Origin of the sequence: Hymenobacter koreensis (assembly GCF_039541855.1) — a bacterium.
In the GTDB taxonomy this organism is placed as follows: Bacteria; Bacteroidota; Bacteroidia; order Cytophagales; family Hymenobacteraceae; genus Solirubrum; species Solirubrum koreensis.
The window spans coordinates 89,646-108,308 of record NZ_BAABHA010000008.1; the positions used below are offsets into that span (position 1 = coordinate 89,646).

The following is an 18,663-nucleotide window of genomic DNA, read 5'->3' on the forward strand; positions in this document are numbered from 1 at the left end:
GTGCATCTTCGCATTCAGTATTCGGCCCTACACAACCTGCCGGTCGTCCGTTCCGGCAATTCCTTGCCTGCAGGGCCGCCGACTGCCGACCGCAGACAACCCAATTCCGCCATTTATGTTCGCAGCCCTTCCCGCTTTACTCCGCCGTCACCAAACCCACTTTGGCCCGGTGCTGCCCGTCGATTTAAACGGACCCGACGTCACCCGGCTCGATTTTACCGCCGCCAACCCCACCGTGCGCGACGCCGACCTACGCGACACCGCCGCCTTTAACGATTTGGTAGATGGTTTGCTGGCCGCACAAAACGCCCGTATTGGCGTGGGGGGCTACCTCGAAAACCGCGTTATCTACCGCCGCAGCCCCGGACTGTTCGGCGACCCCACCATTCCTGCCCGCTCCATGCATTTAGGGGTAGACGTGTGGCTGCCCGCTGGTACGCCCGTTACCGCCTTCATGCCCTCGGTTATTCACAGCGTGGCCGACAACAACCACTTCGGCGACTACGGCCCCACCGTAATCCTGGAACACGAGCTGGAAGGCACCCCGTTTTATTCGCTCTACGGCCACCTCAGCCGCCTGGAATGCGCCGACTTGCGCGCTGGGCAGCAGCTGGCTCAAGGTCAGGCATTTGCCACCGTTGGCCCCTGGCCCGAAAACGGTGACTGGCCGCCGCACCTGCACTTTCAGCTCATGGCCGATTTACAGGGCCGCGTGGGGGATTTTCCGGGGGTAGCGTTGCCCCAAGAACGGGAGCTGTGGGCTGAGCTGTGCCCCAACCCAAACCTAGTGCTGCAGAGCCACTGGTTGGATTAGCCACAAGCTGCCCGTGCTTAAAAGCCCGCTTATTCAAGCCCCTTATCGCAAAGAAAAGCCCGCCGAAACCTGTTCGTTTCGGCGGGCTTTTCTTTGCATCAAGGGGCTTTAGTCGAACTTAATAGCCACCACCGGCTTAATGCGCGCAATGAGGTAGGTGGGCACTAGCACGGCCAGCTGCGAGGTCAGGAACACGGCCAGGTTAATAAGCAGGATTACCGAGGGGTCCCAGAAAATGGGCACACGGTCCATGTAGTAGTTCTCGGGGTCGAGGGGAATGGGGTGGAAAAAGTACTGGATGGTGCAGAAACCCAGCCCCACCAGGTTGCCCCACAGCATGCCTTTGATGGTCAAGTCCAAGCCGCGGAAAAAGAACATGCGGCGAATCTGGTTGTCAGTTGCGCCGATGGCTTTCAGAATGCCGATCATGTTCGTGCGCTCCAGAATCATGATGAAAATGGTGGCCACCATATTAAACGTAGCCACGAAAATGATCAGCAGCAGGAAGATGATAACGTTGCGGTTCAGCAGCTGCAGCCAATCGAACAGCTGGGCGTACTGGTCGGTAATCTTATCGAGCTTCAGGTCGTAGCGGAGCGTGTTAAGCATAGTTTCGGCCACGGGCTCCAGTTGGCGGAAGTCGCGCAGCACCACCTCGTAGCCGCCCACCAGAGAGTCGTTCCAGCCGCTGAGCTCCTGCACCTGCCGAATATCGCCCATCACGTATACCTCGTCGAATTCGTCGAGGCCGGTTTGGTAGATGCCGGCAATAACGAATTTGCGGACCCGCGGCGGGTTCTGGATGAAGTAGAACAGCGCGTCGTCGCCAACTTTCAGGCGCAGCTTGTCGGCCACCTTGCGCGACACCATTACCTGCTCGGAAGCGGCGGAATCGGGGAAGGTGAGGAACTTGCCGGCCACCAGGTTGGCGCGCATCGGCGAGGGCCCCATACTTTCGTTGATGCCCTTCAGCACCACGCCCAGCACTTCGTCGCGGGTTTTAATGATGGCCGTTTTGCGGGCAAACGGCTGCGCGCCGCTGATTTGCGGAAAGCGTTTCAGTTCCTTGGTCAGCTCCGCCCCGTTAATGGGCTCGACTTCCAACGAATTGTTGTTGTCGTACTTGCTGATGGTCAGGTGTGCCCCAAAAGAAAAGATCTTGGATTGGATTTCGTTTCGAAACCCTTCCAGGATGGCAAAGGACACGATCATGACGGCCACCCCCAGCGCGATGCTGATGATGGCTATCTTTGTCACCGACGAGGTAAATGAACCTGAGTCGGCTCCGTCAATCTTGTTGGAAATGTACCGCGAGACGTTCACTGGCCGTAAAGCTACACGAACGGGCTCAGTTTCACCTTCCCCCCTTCGCATGATGGCCTCATACGTGATTTTTAGCGCTTGTTCGCTGTTTTTATCTTTTTCTGAATGCGCCCGCCCCGCAGCTACGGCTCCGGCGGCCGCACCGGCCCAAGCTTCGGCACCGGTTACGGCGTCAGCCTCAGCCGCTAACCCAGCGGCTGCACCCCTGCAAATGGGGGCCGAGCAGTTCGAAAAATACCTGCCCCTGCTACGCGGCAAGCGGGTGGGGCTGGTGGTTAACCAAACCTCGCGGGCCGGCGGCAGCCACCTCGTGGACACGCTGCTGGCACAGGGCGTAAGCGTAAAAACAATTTTCTCGCCCGAGCACGGCTTCCGCGGCGAAGCGGCCGACGGAGCTACCATCAAAGACGGCAAGGACGCTCGCAGCGGCCTTCCCGTTCGTTCGCTCTACGGCACCACTAAAAAGCCCACCGCCGAAATGCTGCAGGACCTGGACGTGCTGGTGTTCGACATTCAGGACGTGGGGGCGCGGTTTTACACCTTCATCAGCACGCTGCATTACGTGATGGAGGCCGCCGCCGAGCAGGGCAAAACCGTGCTCGTGCTCGACCGCCCCAACCCCAACGGCCACTATGTTGACGGGCCGGTGCTCGAAGCTCAGCACAAATCGTTCGTGGGCATGCACCCCATTCCCATCGTGCACGGCCTGACGGTAGGCGAGCTGGCCCAGATGATCAACGGCGAGAAATGGCTGGCCGGCGGAAAACAGGCGGCCCTTACCGTGGTGCCCGTGCGCGGCTACACCCACGCCACGCCCTACGCGCTGCCCGTGCGTCCCTCCCCCAACCTTCCCAACGCCCATTCAGTGGCGCTGTACCCCACCATCTGCCTTTTCGAAGGCACCGATGTAAGTGTGGGCCGCGGTACCGAGGCGCCGTTCGAATTCATTGGCGCGCCCACGCAGCCTACCTCGCGGCCGTTTAAATTCACGCCGCGCCCCATGCCCGGTTCTCCCACGCCGCCCCAGAACGGCAAAGAGTGTTACGGGCTGGATTTGCGGAAGCTCTCCATGCAGGAGTCGGCGGGTTTCTCACTGCGCTACCTGATCGATTTCTACCAGCAGAGCACGGCCAAAGACAAGTTTTTCGGCAAGTATTTCGAGCAGCTCACGGGCACCTCGTCCCTGCGTCAGCAGATCATTGCGGGCAAGCCGGAAAAGGAAATCCGGCAGTCGTGGGAGCCGGCGTTGGGCCAGTACAAGGCGCTGCGCAAGAAGTATCTGCTGTACCCGGAGGGGTAGAGCCTCGCCCGCATTAAGAATGCCACAAAACGAAGTGCCACATTTTAAAATGTGGCACTTCGTTTTGTGGCATATCCCGTTACTTCGCTTTTAACACGGGCTCGCACAGGCTACGCTTTTTGTTTATGGCTGACTACACACGCGACTACTTCGGGTTGACCCAGGAACGGCTGGCCTCTTGGTTGGGGGTTGAGCGGAGTGTATTGGCCCATGCCGAAATTGGCCGGCGCCCATTACCTCCGGGCTATTGGCAACAGGAGGCCCGCCTCTTGCAGGCGCGCTTTGGGTTGGTGCTGCAGGTGCAAGGTACCACCTCACCTGCCCCACCGCCGCTGCCCTTGCCGGTACCGGCCAGCGACCCGCTGGAGGTACGCCTGGACTATTGCCGGCACCATGCCCGTAGGTTGGCCCATCAGCTGAAACGTATGCGGACCAAAGCAACCGTGTACGAGGCGCGCCTGCGGGCCGTGCCTGCCCTGCGCGCCTGGACCGGCCCGGTGCCTGACCCCGCTCGCGAAGAAAACTGGCTGGCTTTGTTTGAGCAGGAAGCCGAAAACGCCCTGCTCCACGATTGCGGAGCCGGTCCCCAAAGGCTGCTGGAAGCGCGCCTAGCCGGCTTGGAGCGTGAAGCCGAACTGCTAACGGATTTCCTAAACACGCTACCCGGCGCGTAGAAAGGTCGGTATGCGGCGCTACTTTTACGCGCTCATCCTCGTCGCTAATGTCTGAAACTGCTCCCCTCCGAATCGTTTTTATGGGCACGCCCGAGTTTGCGGTGCCCACCCTGGAAGCTTTGCTGAGCTGGCCCGGCTGCCAAGTGGTGGCGGTACTTACAGCACCCGATAAGCCCGCCGGCCGGGGCCAGCAGCTGGCCGAATCGGCGGTGAAGAAAACGGCGGTGCAGCACGGCGTGCCGGTGCTGCAGCCCACCAACTTAAAAGCGCCCGAATTTCAGGAGGAGCTGCGCGGCTACGCGGCCGATTTGCAGGTGGTGGTGGCGTTCCGCATGCTGCCCGAAGCCGTGTGGAACATGCCGCCCATGGGCTCGATCAACATCCACGCCTCGCTGCTCCCGCAGTACCGCGGCGCGGCGCCCATTAACTGGGCGCTGATTCACGGCGAAAAGGAAACGGGCGTTACGTCGTTTTTCCTGCGCCACGAAATAGACACCGGCAATCTGATTTTTCAGGATGCGGTGCCCATTGCCGACGACGACGATTTCGGTACGCTCTACGAAAAGCTGAAAACGACCGGCGCGGCCCTGGCCCTGCGCACCGTGCAGGCCATTGCGGCGGGCACGGCGCCCAGCGTGCCGCAAGTTGCTTCGGCCGAGTTGCGCTCGGCTCCCAAGATTCAGAAGGAAACCGGCCGGCTCGACTTCCAGCGGCCAGCCACCGAGCTGGCCAACCTCGTGCGGGGCCTCTCCCCCATTCCCACGGCCTTCGCCACCCTGCCCGACGGCCGCACGCTGAAGGTGTTCCGCGCGCGGGCACTGGCCGAAGACGCCGCCGAAGCCACGCCCGGCCGCTGGGTTTCCGATGGCCGCACCTACCTGCGGGTGCAAACCTCGGCCGGCCAGCTGGAGCTGCTGGACGTACAGCTGGAAGGGAAAAAGCGCATGGCCGTGGCCGATTTCCTGCGCGGCTTCAATCTTTCGACCCTGCTTGGCTAACGCCAGGATCAGTCTGACGTCGCGCTTGCGGCGCGCTAGGGAGGGACGAATCAGTATTTACGCTAATTGAATAAAGGAACATGGTGGCATTGGTGGTAGCAATGGCTGAAAACGGGGTAATCGGGCGCGACAACCAGCTGCCCTGGCATTTACCGGCCGACCTCAAGCACTTCAAGCAGCTTACGCTGGGCCACCCCATTGTGATGGGGCGCCGCACGTTCGAAAGCATTGGCAAGCCCTTGCCCGGCCGCCGCAACATTGTGGTGACGCGCCAGCAGGACTGGCAGGCCGCGGGCTGCGAAACGGTGCATTCGGTGCTGGGCGCCATCGAGCTGGCCCGGGAAACAGATGATCAGGTTATGATTATTGGTGGGGCCGAAATTTACCGCCAGGCCCTGCCCGCCGCCGATACCGTGTACCTCACCGAGGTACACCACAACGTGGAAGGCGACGCCGTGCTGCCGCCCTTCACCACCGACGAGTGGCGCGAGGAAAGCCGCGAACGGCACGAACCCGACGAGAAGCACGCGTTTCCGTACAGCTTTGTAACGCTGCGCCGCCACAGCTAGCGGGCCTTGTTACGGCGCTGGCTGCCGTGCCGGTTCTATGACTTTGGGCTGAAACCACCGCTCGTACAAGTACCGCGACAATCGGTTGCTGGGCCGGATAACCCAGCGGTTCATGGCCATTGATGCCAGCACCAGTACCGGCCAGGACACCAGCACCATCAGCCCAAAGCTTAAGTGGTAGCTGAAATGCTTTTGCAGAGCGAGGAAAACCGCCGCCGATACCGAACCCAACACCAAAAAGTGCAGCAGGTAAAGGGCGAAGGAAATACGCCCCAGAAACAGCAGCCACCGGGCCTGAAAAGCACGGCGCAACCCACCCGAGGAGAGCAGTGCCGCCAGGAGCAGTGCGGCGGCCGCAATGTGAAACAGCTCCTCGGTGCGGTCGAGGCTCAGGAAAGGCAGCTTCAGCCAGCGGTAAGGAGAATCGGCCCAGGCCACGAAATACGACGTGGGAAAGGAGCCCAATACCACAAAACCCAGCACCAAAGCCGCGGTAACAAATCCTCGATTGCGTGCTGCATTCCAGCGTGGGCCGTGGCGCCGGTAATCATTCAGAGCCAGCCCCACCACGAAAGCCACCAGGTAAAAGCTCCAGGTAGACAGGCTGATCAGCAGCACGGTTACGGCGTAAATAAGCCCCCGGCGGCGGGCCGAAGCAAAAAAGGCCAACAGCGCAAACACCAGGAACGAGCCCATCAACTCCAGGTGCAGCGTCCAGAGGACAGGATTGTAAGCCGGTTCGCCGCTTAGCGGAATGTCCACCACTACGTCTTTCGCAAACTGCAGTACCGAGGGCTGCGTCTGCCAAAAACGACTGAACCAGGCCGCACCGCTGGTGGCGACTACCTCGTCGTTCAGAAACCACCCGAGCCGCAGCCCCACAAACCCCAGCAGTGCCGATACGGCCACCGGCAGCATCAGACGCACGTAACGGCGCGCGGCCTGGGCCTGCAGGCCCAGCGCACCGGGACGAGCGAAGTAGGCTTCACTCAGCACAAAGCCGCTCAGCACAAAAAACACGCACACTCCCACCCCGTTGCTGCGCAGCAAATTCAGCGGACTGGCGGCCATTGCTACCTCCGCGCCTGGCCATTGCACCACATGGGCCTTGGCTGCTTCGCCCGTGAGCATGGTGGGGTAAAACGCCGTGAGGTAGTGGTTCACCAGAATGGTGAGGGCCGCTAAACCACGCAAGCCATCGAGGTAGGGTAACGGGCGGCTTGAGTGGGCAGAAACAGCGGGAGCAGTCAAGTTGAGGCGGGGTTCGGAAGGAAGCAAAGGTAACAAGCCGACTTTCCTGGTGCGCTGTCGGGCATTTGGGTTACTCTTTGTCGGCAGTAAACGGCAAACGCCCACCGGAGGCCGGCGGGCGTTTGGGAATGGGTAAGGTAATCCGATGAGTTTTAGCGCAGCAGTACCAATTTGCCCCAGTTCTTTTTGAACGCCCAGTCGGCGGTCGTGCGCCGGTGCTCGAACTGCTTGCCGGGGTCGTCCATGAGCACGCGGTAGAGGTAAGTGCCGTTGGCCAGCCGGTCGCCGTATTCGTCGGTGCCGTCCCAGGCGTATTCGGTGATGTTGTTACCGATGCGCAGCGGGCCTAACTCGTGCTGCATGATTTCGCGCACCACTTTGCCCGTGAGGCTCATGATCTGGATTTTCATGTTGCGCGGCAGCTCGGCCCCGGTCAGCGTAAACACAAAGCGCGCTTTGCTGATGATGGGGTTCGGGTACGGATAAATATTGGAGATGGACGAGGCATTAATCACCTTGAAATCGACGGCGTAGCGCTGCTGGCTGGCGGTATTGCCGGCCATATCGGTGGCCTGAGCCTCCAGCTTGTAGTCGCCGTCGGGCAGGGTGCCTGGCTTGAAATTCACCCGGGCTCTACCAGCAGCGCGGTCCACGCTGAAGGTAACGGCAGAGTTACCCGTCATCGAAATTCGCTCGGGGGTTTGGCCAGGGCGCGTCAGGTAAAGCTCGATCTTGTTGGGGTCGTCGAGGGGAATCCGTACGTCTTCGTACTTCACGTCCACCACAATTTCCGGGTTCGGCGACACGATGTCACCGTTCAGAATGCGCGTTCCATCGAAGGCCACGTCCACCACCGGCGGCAGGTTAATGCTGGGCGCGGTAAAGGTGAGGTTTACCTCGTTGTTGAAGTAGTGCAGCTCGGGCAGCAGGCCGGGGTTTACTTCTATCCGAATGCGGCCCTCGCCCTTCACCCGGGCCAGGTTAATGCTGAAGTTGTAGGTAACCGTGGAGTCGGCCTTTAGTGCGCGGGTAGATACCAAGTTCACGGGAGCTACTGTGCTGTTGTCGGCCATTTGCACCGTGGCGCGGGCCGTTACCCGGTCGGGGAAATCTTCAGCCGACACGTTCTCGAATACCACGGGGAAGGTGATAACGCCGGTGGTGTTCAATTGCGCGTTCAGCACAGCGGGCGTGTAGGCGTTGGCCGGCGTTACCCGGTCGCGGCGCACTACGCCTTCGGGCAGGCCTTTATAGGTAACCAACCACTGCTTGAGCTGCGGAGCCGTGCGGTTCACGGAGTCCCAAACCATGACTTCCAGCGCCAAGTACGGGTATTGCTGTGCCGATACATTCGCCAGCGAGTAGCTGCGGCTGGTCACGTTCGGGTTCAGCACGGTGCGCTGGTTGGTGGCGTTGTAGCCAACCAACCGCAGCCGGTAGCCGTCGGAGGCTTCGGGTAAGCGCATGGTATGGTAAAGCGTTTGCCACTCCTGCACCGGCCCAATACGCGTGCTGGTGATGGTGCCCGCCACGCCGCGTACCCGCAGGTTCTCGGTTACCGAAACCACTTGCTGGTTGCGCGGCGTACTGGCGTTGGGGTCGGCGGTAGCCTCCTTAACAGTTGCCGGATTGCCCTTCTGGGCCAGCAACACGAACGGGTCGCCGTCCTGCAGCTGGTTAACTACCCGGGAGCCCAGCGCCGTTAGTTGAGCCTTCAGGGCCGCCGAAGCGGTGCTGAAGTTCACGCGGTTTGCGCTTACCACTGCTACGTAATGGCCTGCCGGCACATTTTGTAGCAGCTGGGCTAACTGCGCCTGCCGCGCCGCTGCGTTGATGTTGTCGTTACCAGAATTTCCAGCACTGAAGAAAAAGTATGCATCGTTTCCGGAACCACACACCTGGTAAGGTCCACCCGTAATGTTGGTAGTAACCTGCAACGTAGTGGGGTTGAACACAGCCACGTAGATGTTGGGCAGCAGTTGTCCGCAGAACGTGCTTATGGGTGTATTGTTCGATACAATACCCTGGTTACCGGGCACAAAGGTGGCAGCGGTACCCGCACCACCTCCCGTGGTACGTAACACCAGGTTGCGCACTTCTTCCGGAAACTCCCATTTGCCCGATGGCACCAGCTGGCGCACATCGGTGAGGGTGTTGCTGGCAAACTGCCCGTGGTGGCTTTGCGACCAGCCGCCCCGACTGTTGTTAATATGGCGGAAGGAGCTGGTTACCCAAGAGCCGTTTTCGTCGGGCTGCACGCTGCCGGGCTCGTAGCGCACGCGCCAGTAGTACACCACCGAGTCGCGGCCGGCTACCGGCGTGGGCAAGCCGGGGCGCCATTCGGCCACATCGATGGCGGAAATGGTACGACGGCGGGCAGCGGTGAGGAAGGGCGAGTTGAACGTGGCTACGGTGTCAATTTCAAACTCGTAGTTGCGGGCTTGTGCCTGAGGCAGGTTGCTTTGGGCCACCAGGCGCACATCGGTACGGCCTACTATGCCGAACTCCGTGGGGTTGAGAATAGTAACACCACCCTGCAGGAAGGTGTAGACCAGTTCGGCGGTATTGTTGTTTTCGTCCAACTCGGCAATACGGTTGCCGGGGTCTACTTCTACCCGGAAGGTATTGCGCCCAAAAACGGCTGCCGCGCTGGGGTTGGTAATTTCCAAAGTCAGCACGGTGTCGCGCACGGGCGAAAGGAAGCCGTAACGAACCGTCTGTGGTGCCTGGCCTTGCACGGTACGGGTAAGGCGCACGTACACCGAGTCGTTATAGCACGAGCTACCCGTTTGCTGCACGGGTACGCGCAGCGCGAAGCGAGGCGTAGAGGCCAGCACCGGGCCCGTAGCGCCGGAGCTGGCAGTATGTGCGACGCTGAGGTTGCTGCTGCTAACGGCCAGATCGGGTAGCGTTGGCGACTCCAGCTTCACGGCCGGGTCGCCCTGCCAGGTGGTGCAGAGAGACGTGATAATGGCATTCCGGTTATTGGAGCCAAAATGGGCTAGTATTCGCCGCGAAACCTCAGCTTGCACCACTGCAATGGGTTTACCGTACCATTGTGGCTCGTTAAAGAGAGTTCGGTATAATTCGGTGCTGTATTTGTCTAGTTCCGCCTCGTAGCCAAAGTCGGAGTTGGCTAAAAAGCCGATAGCTCCACGATTAGGAGCCAATACCCATTGTTCGGCGGTGGTTATAGCAGAGACAAAGGATCGGCCACCGGCACAGCCGTTATACACCATTACCGGGTATTTGCCGCGGTTGTTGTAGTTATTGCCAGGGTCATTGGGGTCGCCCAGGTTCAGATCAAAGGTGGTATTTGACCCGTGCCCGAAAAAGGTAATCATGGCCAACCCAGCATTTAGCTCGTTGGCAATGTTAATGTTTACCGGCAGGGCATCGTACTGCCCGACCGTGGTACGAGAATATGTTTTGACGACATTCCCGGAAAAGCAAGGGCGTTCTGCTATTCGCTTGTAGCCGTTCACGTTAGCCAGGAAGGCTTGTTGCTCAGCAGCATCACCGCCCCCTGATAGGTGAAGCAAATTCTTACGCCAGGGCTGAAAGCCTGGGGCTTCGTGTTCCTGGAGCTTGTTAAGGTAGTCCATCACCTGCTGCGGCGTTTGGGCCATTATCCGGCCGGTAGCCATTTGCGGGATGTACTGCCCTTGGTCCCAGCGCGCCGAGAAAAAGATGTCAGACGTAGCACGGCTGCTACTGGGTACCAAGTCCTTAACCGCTAACAGGTGCCCGCCCTTTCGATGAAAGACGGGCACAGGTTGTGTTGCTCCGGGCGGCAAATAAGTACCACCAGTCATCGGCTCCAAACCCTTACCTAACAGCAACAAGTACTTTTGACGCGTATTGTTAGCCACCATCCACAGGGCAAAGTGCCGGATGGCTATGGGCGATTTTTCGCCGTAGTGAAACTGGTCATACAGTTGCGGAGTGGTGACAACCAAAGTATCGTGTCGGCCACCGGCCGCCGACGCACGGTAATTGGCATAGGCCCGCACAGGATTAGTTACTGCCCCGGCTGGCCGCATTAGCACGCCATGGGTTACAATCAGGAAATTGTGTGCAGAAGCAGTTATGTTACGGAAGCGCACTTGACGTGGAGGCAACGGCGCGAGTAATTGCGCAACATCAGCCGCCACGTATCGGCGAGTAGTAGGCAAAGCGGTAGTATTGAAGACTAGCAATTGCTGTCCGCCTGTTAATGCTTGGGCAGGATGCCGCGTTACGGTATATGGATCGGTAATATCGTAGCCAACTGTTTGGGCTGGCGCATTACTCAATGCAAAAGCCGAAGGCACATTCGTAACGGTGGAATCGTTTTGAAAGAAATTATGACCTCCATTTATCCACTGGTTGGTTTGGGGGTAGGTAACTTTAAAATAAGAAACCCGCAACAAGCTGGCAAGTGTGCCTGGAGTAGTTGGAGCTTCAACAACAAATTTAACGTTTAGGGTGCCGTCGGCATTAATATCACTGTGTTGCAATTGGTACCTAACCCTCAGCGGGTTAAATCCAAAGAGCGTCGCTCGGCCCAAAAGCCGATCAGTGCCACCAGCCTGTACCGCATAAGTGTTAACGATATGCTGGTCGCGATACCAGGCACCGTTTAACATTATTTCAAGCTGAGGAAGAGGCCCGTTGCGGTCGTAATTGCGTAGGGAGTCAATTCTAAATGTTCCTAGCGTGACACCACTTGTGCGCCAGCCAAAGCTGGTGCTAAGAAAACCTTCTCCACCTTCAAACCATGGAAAAAACGTTTCAAATGGAGGTGGAGAACCACCATCACCCGTGTCTACGCCGGCGTTAACAGTCAGCTGGGTTCGCGTAGCCATATGGTAAGTGGGCGTAGCTACATTACCTAGGTTCAAGTTTGGTTGCGCCATGCGCTTGTTCCCGGTAGTGGCCGTGCGCCACGTTAGGAAATATGCGGCCGTATCGGTGTAGAGACTGTAGAGCTTGTTATGCCGTTTGCTCTGGTCTTTGTACATCTCCCCATCGAGCTGACCATCATTACGCTGGCCGTAAAACTCCACGAACGTGGTGGCATCTACGCTGCTGGTGTTGCCACCCACGTGAATGGCTACTTCGCGGCCCCGCCGGAACAGCTGCAGGCGCCCGGGGTTTAAGCCGGCGGGCACGCCGGCCTGCTGCAGGTATTGGTTATCGAGGCGGTAAATACCGTCTTTCAGCACCGGTATTTTGACGTACTGCTGGCTGTAGTTAATCCACTCGTTGCCGTACAGGCCGGATTGCGCCGCGGCCGAACCGGCCAGCAAGGAGCACAGCGCGCCCATCACTATCACCAGTCCCCGCCATAATCGGGAGTATTGTTGTTTCATACAGATCTATCAGTGAATGAGGCGGGCAGCTCATCAGCCCAAAAGCTGCTGCCCGCACCCACATGTGGTCTTACTTAAAGCCGTAACCCAGAGAAACGATGATGGAATTAGCCTGGCCGCTCTGCCCCAGCGACTCCACGGCAAGCCGCGTAAGCGCCAGGTCAAGGCGCAGGCCGTTGGTGGCCACGCCCACGCCCATGGTGGGTTGTACGCGCCACTTTTCCTGCCCGTCGAATGCTTTTACCTGCTGGGCGTTGCTTACGCCGCCGCGCAGGAACACCAGTTGCTTATAGCCGAGTTCCAGCCCACCGTGCGGCGCAATGCTGATGAGGCCGGTGGAAACGGGCGCGTTACGGCGGCCGTCGGTGGTCATTTCCAGATCGAGAGCGGCCAGGGCCGAGAACTGCCCCGGCAGCTGCACCGTGCGGCCCACGCCCAGGATAAAGCGGGGCAGGGTTACTTCGGTGCTGTTTTTAGGAATGTCTTCGCCCGCTGCGGCCAGGGGCGCAAACTCTTCGGGGTTGTACGACCACGCCGTGAAGGTGGTGGTGATGTCGCGGGCCATGAGGCCGAGCTGCCAGTTGTTGCGCTGGTACTGCACCCCGGCGTCGATGCCAAAGCCCCAAGCGTTGCCAAAGTTGCCGTAGTTGCGGTACACCACTTTGGCGTTTGCCCCGGCCTGCAATCCTTCAATAAAATCGAGCTTGCGGGCGTAGGATAGCAGCAGACCGTAATCGGCCACCGAGAAGCGGGTAATCTTGCTATAATCGATAAACCCGGTGAACGTGTCCACCAGGTTGAGCGTGTTGGCAATATCATCGACGCCCACGCGAATAACCGTGGCCCCAATGGCGCTGCGCTCATCGAGGGGCATGGAGAAGGCCGCGTAATCGTTTTTCACGATGCCCGAAAACAGCTCGGAGTGCATGACCACACCGTCGTACTTGGTTTTCTGACGCAACAGGCCCGCCGGGTTCCAGTAGCCGGCGGTGGCATCCTGGGCCAGAGCTACCTGGGTATTGCCCATGGCCAGGGCGCGGCCCCCCACCCCAATGTGCAGAAACTCATTGCTGTACTTGGGCGTGGCATCGGACGACGATGATTGGGCCTGAGCGGCACTGGTGGCACCAACCATAGCGCTCAGCAGCACAGCAAAACGACGCGGGAAAACGTGTGGCATAGAGGGATGAAAAGGAAGACCAGGATAAAGCTGGCTCCACAACGCAAGTTATTTATTTATAGTGCGGCAGGCGGGCCCGACTTCAAGCAGAAACCGCACCATGCTTGCCGCGGCTGCGGAGTGGCCCAACCTGGCAACAGCGTCGGCTAGAGTACTTACGGCCCCAACCCTGCCGCTGTTGAGCCCAGTTATAACAAAAATACGGTCGCATTTCCGGTCGAGCACACGCAAGTATTGAAATATTTTGCTTAGCAGCTATTAATTAAAATACTGAAAGTCAGCATTATGAAATAAAAAACATTCATCCTAAACAAATATTTTGAAACAGTACCTTGCGTTACAAAGTACCTGCCTTTATATTTGTACCATACTTCACCGACTACCGCCGAAGCCAATGAAAGTCGAAAACACCCAAGTGCAGATGCGGAAGGGCATTCTGGAATTCTGCATACTGGAAATCATCGCGCGGGGAGAGGTTTACGCCTCCGACATGCTGGAAGAACTTACCGCCGCCCGCATGCTCGTGGTCGACGGCACGCTTTACCCGCTGCTGACCCGCCTCAAGAATGCCGGCCTGCTCGATTATACCTGGAAGGAATCGACCAGCGGACCACCCCGCAAGTACTACACCCTCACGGCAGTGGGTCAGGATTTCCTGCACGAGCTGCGCCTGACGTGGGAGGAGATTGAGGACTCGATCCGCATCATCCGCACCAATCCAGGCCCTGCGGCACGGGCTGTTCAGTAGCACCGCCCCGCGCATTCCTAAATTGACTCACCGCCACTTCTAGTTGCAGCATTGCGATGAAAAAGAATATCAGCATCAACTTGCAGGGCCTCATCTTCCACATCGAAGAGGACGGCTACGAGGTACTCCAACGATACCTGCAGGACGTAAAAGCGCACTTCAATACCTACCGCGGACACGAAGAAATTGTGGCCGACATTGAAAGCCGCATTGCCGAGCTGTTTGCCGCTCGCCTCTCCACCACCAAGCAGGTTATTACCCTGGAAGACGTGGACGCCATGGTGGCCAAAATGGGCCGCGTGCAGGATTTCCAGCAGGCCGGTTCCCTCGATGACGACGACGATGCCGCCGACGTAGCCAGCTACGGAGCCCCCGTGGGTGCCGGCGCCGCTAGCGGTTACGCCGCCAGCAGTAACGCTGCCAGCACCGGCACCGCCGCCGATACCGAGCCCCGCCGCCTGTACCGCGACATGGCCAACCGCAAAATAGCCGGCGTGTGCGCTGGTTTGGCCCGCTACTTCGGCATTGAAGCTTTGTGGGTACGCCTGGGTTTCCTGATTTTCCTGATTGCCCTGCCCATTCTGTTCGACAACATCGGGGCCGACCACCTCGACGAGCAGTTTCCGCTCTGGACCGTCTTGGCTTACGTTATCCTCTGGATTGCTCTGCCCAAGCGTTACGACGGTACGCCTGAGTCGCACGAAGACCCCACGTTCAAAAAACTATTCCGCGACACCGACAACGGCAAAGTAGGTGGGGTATCGGCCGGTTTGGCTGCGTACTTTAAGATTGACGTGGTGCTGGTGCGCATCTTGTTCATCCTCTTCGTGTTTGCCGGTGGCTTCGCCATCCCGCTCTACATCGTGCTTTGGATACTGGTACCCGAAGCCAAAACCGTAGGCGACAAAATGCGCATGCGCGGCGACGCGGTAACGCTGTCCTCGCTCGACGAAACGGCCCGCAACAATGCCTTTGAAGCTGGCTATGTAGACCGCACCAACCGCCCGGTGGGAACGTTTCTGGAGGAGTTGGCCCGTAACCTTCGTCCCCTGGTGAATTTCCTGGGCACGGCCATCCGCTGGTTTGCCGCCGCCATGCTCATCATCTTTGGTTTCTCGCTGCTGGTTGGCCTCATCACCATGATGGGGGTATTCCTAGGCTGGATTCCCGAGTCGCAAAACATTCAATTCGGCGACGCCCCTGCTTTTGCTATGCTGGCCGGCGTACCCGGCTGGATGGTGGTGAGCAGCTTCCTCGCCGCGGGTATTCCCATTCTGCTGATGCTGTTGCTCGGCGTGGGCCTTATTGCCCGCCGCTCCATCGTGAGCCGCACAGTAGGCTTGTCGTTGCTGGGTTTGTGGCTACTGGGGGTGCTGGGCGCCATTATGGGCGGCATGCACCTCAGCCGTGAGTTTCAGGAGCGTGGCTCTTATACCGTAGAGCGCAACCTGGGCAACCTTGCCTCGCCCACCCTACTGCTGACCACCCGTTCGCTCGATTACGACCACGACCGCACACCCGATCTGCGCATTGTAGCGGCCGATAGCGGCAACCTGGTGCGCCTGACCGAGGAATACCAGGCCGAAGGTCCCGACGAGGCTACCGCCTCTTCCACGGCCCGCGCCAGCATTGGCTACCGTGCCACGGTACGCGACTCCAGCGTGATACTCGACGACCGTTTCACCTTCAAAAAGGGCGCGGTATACCGCAACCAGGAGCTGGCTCTTACGCTCCGTTTGCCCCGTAACAAGCGCTACCGCCTCAGCCAGGACTTTGTGTACCTGCTGCCTTCCGAAGCCTTTGTAGACGGAATTCAGCCCGAAGACGCCTGGAAACACGTGTACCAGCTGCGCGGCAACGAGCTGGAGTGCCTCGACTGCACGGCTGAAGACCTGAGCAATGGCCGCGACTCCGAAGACGATGAAGATGACGAAGACCGCGACGAGCTTGACATTAACGTGAACGGTGAGCGGGTGCGCATTTCCATGGACGGCGACATCGAAGACGAGGATGTTTCGTTCAGCACTTCGGCCGAAGAATATGGTTCGGCCCGCCGCAACTTCTCCGAGCAAGGCTTTCAGCGGCTCGACGTGTCGGGGGCTTACCGGGTGGTAGTGCGCGAAGGCAGCACGTTCCAAGTGAAAGCCGCAGGCTCGGAGCGCCAGCTGAACGACATGGAAGTAAGCCGCAGCGGCAGCGAGCTGGTGATACAGCCCCGCCGCAAAGGCATGTTTGGCAACTGGAAAAACAAGGACGACCAGCGGGTACTCGTGGAAATTGAGATGCCCACCCTGCAAGGCCTTGAAGTGTCGGGCGCGGTGCGCACCAAGGTCATGGGCTTCGAGAACCTGAACGACCTGCGCGTGAGCCAGTCCGGCGCCAGCCACCTCTGGTTCGAGGGTGACTGCCGCACCCTGGGCCTGGATTTGTCGGGAGCCTGCTACACCAACCTGAAGGGCCGCGCCAGCAAGTTGCGCCTCAATGCCTCGGGAGCTAGCCGCGTTCTGGCCGCCAGCTTCCCGGTGGAAACCGCTAGCGTAGACTTGAGCGGCGTGAGCAAGGCCCGCCTGGAGGTGTCGCAAAGCCTCGAAGCCGAGGTATCCGGCGCCAGCGAAGTACGCTACAGCGGCAACCCCAACAGCGTACGCACTGATGATTCGGGGGCAGGCAACGTGCGCCGGGTAAACTAAGCGCCACTCGAATTGTTACTAACAATCAGCTGCTTGCCTGGAGTCATTTCTCCCTTTTCGGCAGGCAACCTTTGGGCGCAGCGTCCCATCTATGCTGCAAATGCCAAGAGTTTTGGGTCGCTCCACTGTGGTGAGTGAATGGTTGACCCAGGGAGGCGCTAAGTAAAGCCGAGCTGCAACAGGCCTGCTTAGCCCTCCCCTAACTCCGGTGAAAAAAGGTTGATTGCAACAAAGAAGGCGCGCCCATTGGGCGCGCCTTCTTTGTTGCAATCAAGTTGTGAAATGTCTGTTTACTATTCGCCTCAGGACTCCGTTGAAGGCGCGGGGGTAGCGTGGTGGGTGAGGCCTTTGCGGCTGCCCAGCTCCAGCAGAAAGGGAAAGGCTTCGGCGAATTCGTTGCGCACCTTGCCGTCGAGGATAGCCTCCAGTACGGCATCCTTTAGCTCCCCTACCGTGCGCGAAGGCGCTAGGCCAAAGGTTTCCATGATGACCTCGCCCGTAATAACCGGCTTGAAGTTGCGCAGGTGGTCTTTTTCTTCCACCTCTTTCAGTTTCTCTTCTACCCGCCCGAAATTGGTGAGGTAGCGCGCCACGCGCTGGTGGTCCTTGCTGGTAATATCGGCACGGCACAGCAGCATCAGGCGGTCGATATCGTCGCCGGCTTCGAAGAGCAGACGGCGTACCGCCGAGTCGGTAACGGTTTCCTTGACCAGGGCAATGGGCCGCAGGTGCAGCTTCACCAGCTTTTGCACCATGCGCATTTCTTCGCCTAAGGGCAGCTTTAGCTCGGTGAAGATTTGCGGCGTCCAGCGGGCCCCGCGGTCTTCGTGGCCGTGAAAGGTCCAGCCCACTTTGGGGTCGAAGCGCTTGGTGGCGGGCTTGGCAATGTCGTGCAGAATGGCGGCCCAGCGCAGCCACAAGTCGCCGCCAGCCGACACCACGTTGTCGAGCACTTGCAGGGTGTGGTAGAAGTTGTCTTTGTGCGCTTGCTGCCCGCGTTTTTCCACGCCCTGAAGCAACGCCATTTTGGGGAAGATGAGCGTAAGCAGGCCCGAGCTGAACAACAGCTTAAAGCCGTAGCTCGGCTTGGGCGTCATGATAATCTTATTCAGCTCGTCGGTGATGCGCTCCTGCGACACAATCTTGATCCGCTCCTTGTTGCGGATAATAGCATCAAACGTATCGGGGTCGATGTCGAAATTGAGCTGCGTGGCGAATCGCACGGCCCGCATCATGCGCAGCGGGTCGTCGGAGAAGGTTATGTCGGGGTCGAGGGGCGTGCGAATGGTTTTGCGCTGCAAGTCGCCCATGCCGTCGTACCGGTCAACGAGGGCGCCAAAATCAGCAGCGTTCAGGCTCAGGCCCAACGCATTGATGGTGAAGTCGCGCCGGGCCAGGTCTTCTTCCAACGTGCCGGCTTCCACCTCGGGCTTGCGGCTCTCGGCGCGGTAGCTTTCCTTGCGGGCGCCCACAAATTCCACCTCAATATCGGGCGTGGGCAGCATGGCCGTGCCAAAGTTCTTGAACACGGTTACACGCGGCCGTCCCGGCAACTTGCGCCCCACAGCCTGCGCCAGCTGAATGCCGTCGCCCACGCACACTACGTCCACATCTTTGCTCGGGCGGGCCAGCACCAAATCCCGCACGTAGCCCCCAATAACGTAGGCAGGGAAGCCTAGCTCGCCGGCGGCATCGGCAATGGTTTGAAACAGCGGGAGGTCGGGCAACTGCGGGTTCTTCATGGCGCAAAGTTCGGGAACCG

General features: G+C 59.2%; 12 protein-coding genes. 7 read left to right on the top strand and 5 right to left on the bottom strand.

Annotated features, from left to right (window positions below):
• Positions 1–115: 115 nt before the first annotated feature.
• A complete protein-coding gene (locus tag ABD903_RS12850) occupies positions 116–814 on the top strand; it encodes a peptidoglycan DD-metalloendopeptidase family protein (protein ID WP_345224815.1) in 699 nt (232 codons plus the stop codon).
• A gap of 108 nt (positions 815–922) precedes the next feature.
• Here the strand turns inward: ABD903_RS12850 and ABD903_RS12855 are convergent, their stop codons facing one another.
• Complete coding sequence (locus tag ABD903_RS12855) at positions 923–2,071, bottom strand: ABC transporter permease (RefSeq protein ID WP_345224816.1); 1,149 nt, start codon at positions 2,069–2,071, stop codon at positions 923–925.
• A gap of 118 nt (positions 2,072–2,189) precedes the next feature.
• Between ABD903_RS12855 and ABD903_RS12860 the strand changes: the two genes are divergently transcribed.
• From ABD903_RS12860 to ABD903_RS12875, 4 genes are all read left to right on the top strand, one after another.
• Positions 2,190–3,437 (top strand): exo-beta-N-acetylmuramidase NamZ family protein, encoded by a 1,248-nt coding sequence (locus tag ABD903_RS12860; RefSeq protein WP_425555482.1) that lies wholly within the window; start codon positions 2,190–2,192, stop codon positions 3,435–3,437.
• Between the two features lie 125 nt (positions 3,438–3,562).
• Positions 3,563–4,111, top strand: coding sequence for a hypothetical protein (locus tag ABD903_RS12865; RefSeq protein ID WP_345224818.1), 549 nt, complete (start codon positions 3,563–3,565; stop codon positions 4,109–4,111).
• Positions 4,112–4,158: 47 nt separating this feature from the next.
• The gene (fmt, locus tag ABD903_RS12870) at positions 4,159–5,109 is read left to right on the top strand and encodes a methionyl-tRNA formyltransferase (RefSeq protein ID WP_345224820.1); all 951 of its coding nucleotides are present in this window, start codon (positions 4,159–4,161) and stop codon (positions 5,107–5,109) included.
• Between the two features lie 80 nt (positions 5,110–5,189).
• A complete protein-coding gene (locus tag ABD903_RS12875) occupies positions 5,190–5,678 on the top strand; it encodes a dihydrofolate reductase (protein WP_345224823.1) in 489 nt (162 codons plus the stop codon).
• Between the two features lie 9 nt (positions 5,679–5,687).
• On the opposite strand, the gene ABD903_RS12880 is transcribed toward ABD903_RS12875, so the two are convergent.
• The 3 genes from ABD903_RS12880 to ABD903_RS12890 form a co-directional block, all read right to left on the bottom strand.
• A complete protein-coding gene (locus ABD903_RS12880) occupies positions 5,688–6,929 on the bottom strand; it encodes an acyltransferase family protein (protein ID WP_345224825.1) in 1,242 nt (413 codons plus the stop codon).
• A gap of 152 nt (positions 6,930–7,081) precedes the next feature.
• Positions 7,082–12,283 carry a putative type IX secretion system sortase PorU2 gene (gene porU2, locus ABD903_RS12885; RefSeq protein WP_345224827.1) on the bottom strand — a complete coding sequence of 1,734 codons (5,202 nt, stop codon included), beginning with the start codon at positions 12,281–12,283 and terminating at the stop codon, positions 7,082–7,084.
• 70 nt (positions 12,284–12,353) lie between these two features.
• Positions 12,354–13,463 carry a putative type IX sorting system protein PorV2 gene (locus ABD903_RS12890; protein ID WP_345224828.1) on the bottom strand — a complete coding sequence of 370 codons (1,110 nt, stop codon included), beginning with the start codon at positions 13,461–13,463 and terminating at the stop codon, positions 12,354–12,356.
• Between the two features lie 394 nt (positions 13,464–13,857).
• On the opposite strand from ABD903_RS12890, the gene ABD903_RS12895 reads away from it, so the two are divergent.
• On the top strand, positions 13,858–14,211 hold the full coding sequence (locus ABD903_RS12895) for a PadR family transcriptional regulator (RefSeq protein WP_345224830.1): 354 nt from the start codon (positions 13,858–13,860) through the stop codon (positions 14,209–14,211).
• A gap of 56 nt (positions 14,212–14,267) precedes the next feature.
• On the top strand, positions 14,268–16,901 hold the full coding sequence (locus ABD903_RS12900) for a PspC domain-containing protein (RefSeq protein WP_345224831.1): 2,634 nt from the start codon (positions 14,268–14,270) through the stop codon (positions 16,899–16,901).
• A 302-nt stretch (positions 16,902–17,203) separates the two neighbouring features.
• On the opposite strand, the gene ABD903_RS12905 is transcribed toward ABD903_RS12900, so the two are convergent.
• Positions 17,204–18,643, bottom strand: coding sequence for a CCA tRNA nucleotidyltransferase (locus ABD903_RS12905; protein ID WP_345224833.1), 1,440 nt, complete (start codon positions 18,641–18,643; stop codon positions 17,204–17,206).
• Between the last annotated feature and the right edge of the window lie 20 nt (positions 18,644–18,663).

What these genes read in the sequence shown, in the direction of transcription:
- ABD903_RS12850 (WP_345224815.1), top strand. Translation starts at nt 116, where the DNA reads ATGTTCGCAGCCCTTCCCGCTTTACTCCGCCGTCACCAAACCCACTTT.
- ABD903_RS12860 (WP_425555482.1), top strand. Translation starts at nt 2,190, where the DNA reads ATGGCCTCATACGTGATTTTTAGCGCTTGTTCGCTGTTTTTATCTTTT.
- ABD903_RS12865 (WP_345224818.1), top strand. Translation starts at nt 3,563, where the DNA reads ATGGCTGACTACACACGCGACTACTTCGGGTTGACCCAGGAACGGCTG.
- fmt (WP_345224820.1), top strand. Translation starts at nt 4,159, where the DNA reads ATGTCTGAAACTGCTCCCCTCCGAATCGTTTTTATGGGCACGCCCGAG.
- ABD903_RS12875 (WP_345224823.1), top strand. Translation starts at nt 5,190, where the DNA reads ATGGTGGCATTGGTGGTAGCAATGGCTGAAAACGGGGTAATCGGGCGC.
- porU2 (WP_345224827.1), bottom strand. Translation starts at nt 12,283, where the DNA reads ATGAAACAACAATACTCCCGATTATGGCGGGGACTGGTGATAGTGATG.
- ABD903_RS12890 (WP_345224828.1), bottom strand. Translation starts at nt 13,463, where the DNA reads ATGCCACACGTTTTCCCGCGTCGTTTTGCTGTGCTGCTGAGCGCTATG.
- ABD903_RS12895 (WP_345224830.1), top strand. Translation starts at nt 13,858, where the DNA reads ATGAAAGTCGAAAACACCCAAGTGCAGATGCGGAAGGGCATTCTGGAA.
- ABD903_RS12900 (WP_345224831.1), top strand. Translation starts at nt 14,268, where the DNA reads ATGAAAAAGAATATCAGCATCAACTTGCAGGGCCTCATCTTCCACATC.
- ABD903_RS12905 (WP_345224833.1), bottom strand. Translation starts at nt 18,643, where the DNA reads ATGAAGAACCCGCAGTTGCCCGACCTCCCGCTGTTTCAAACCATTGCC.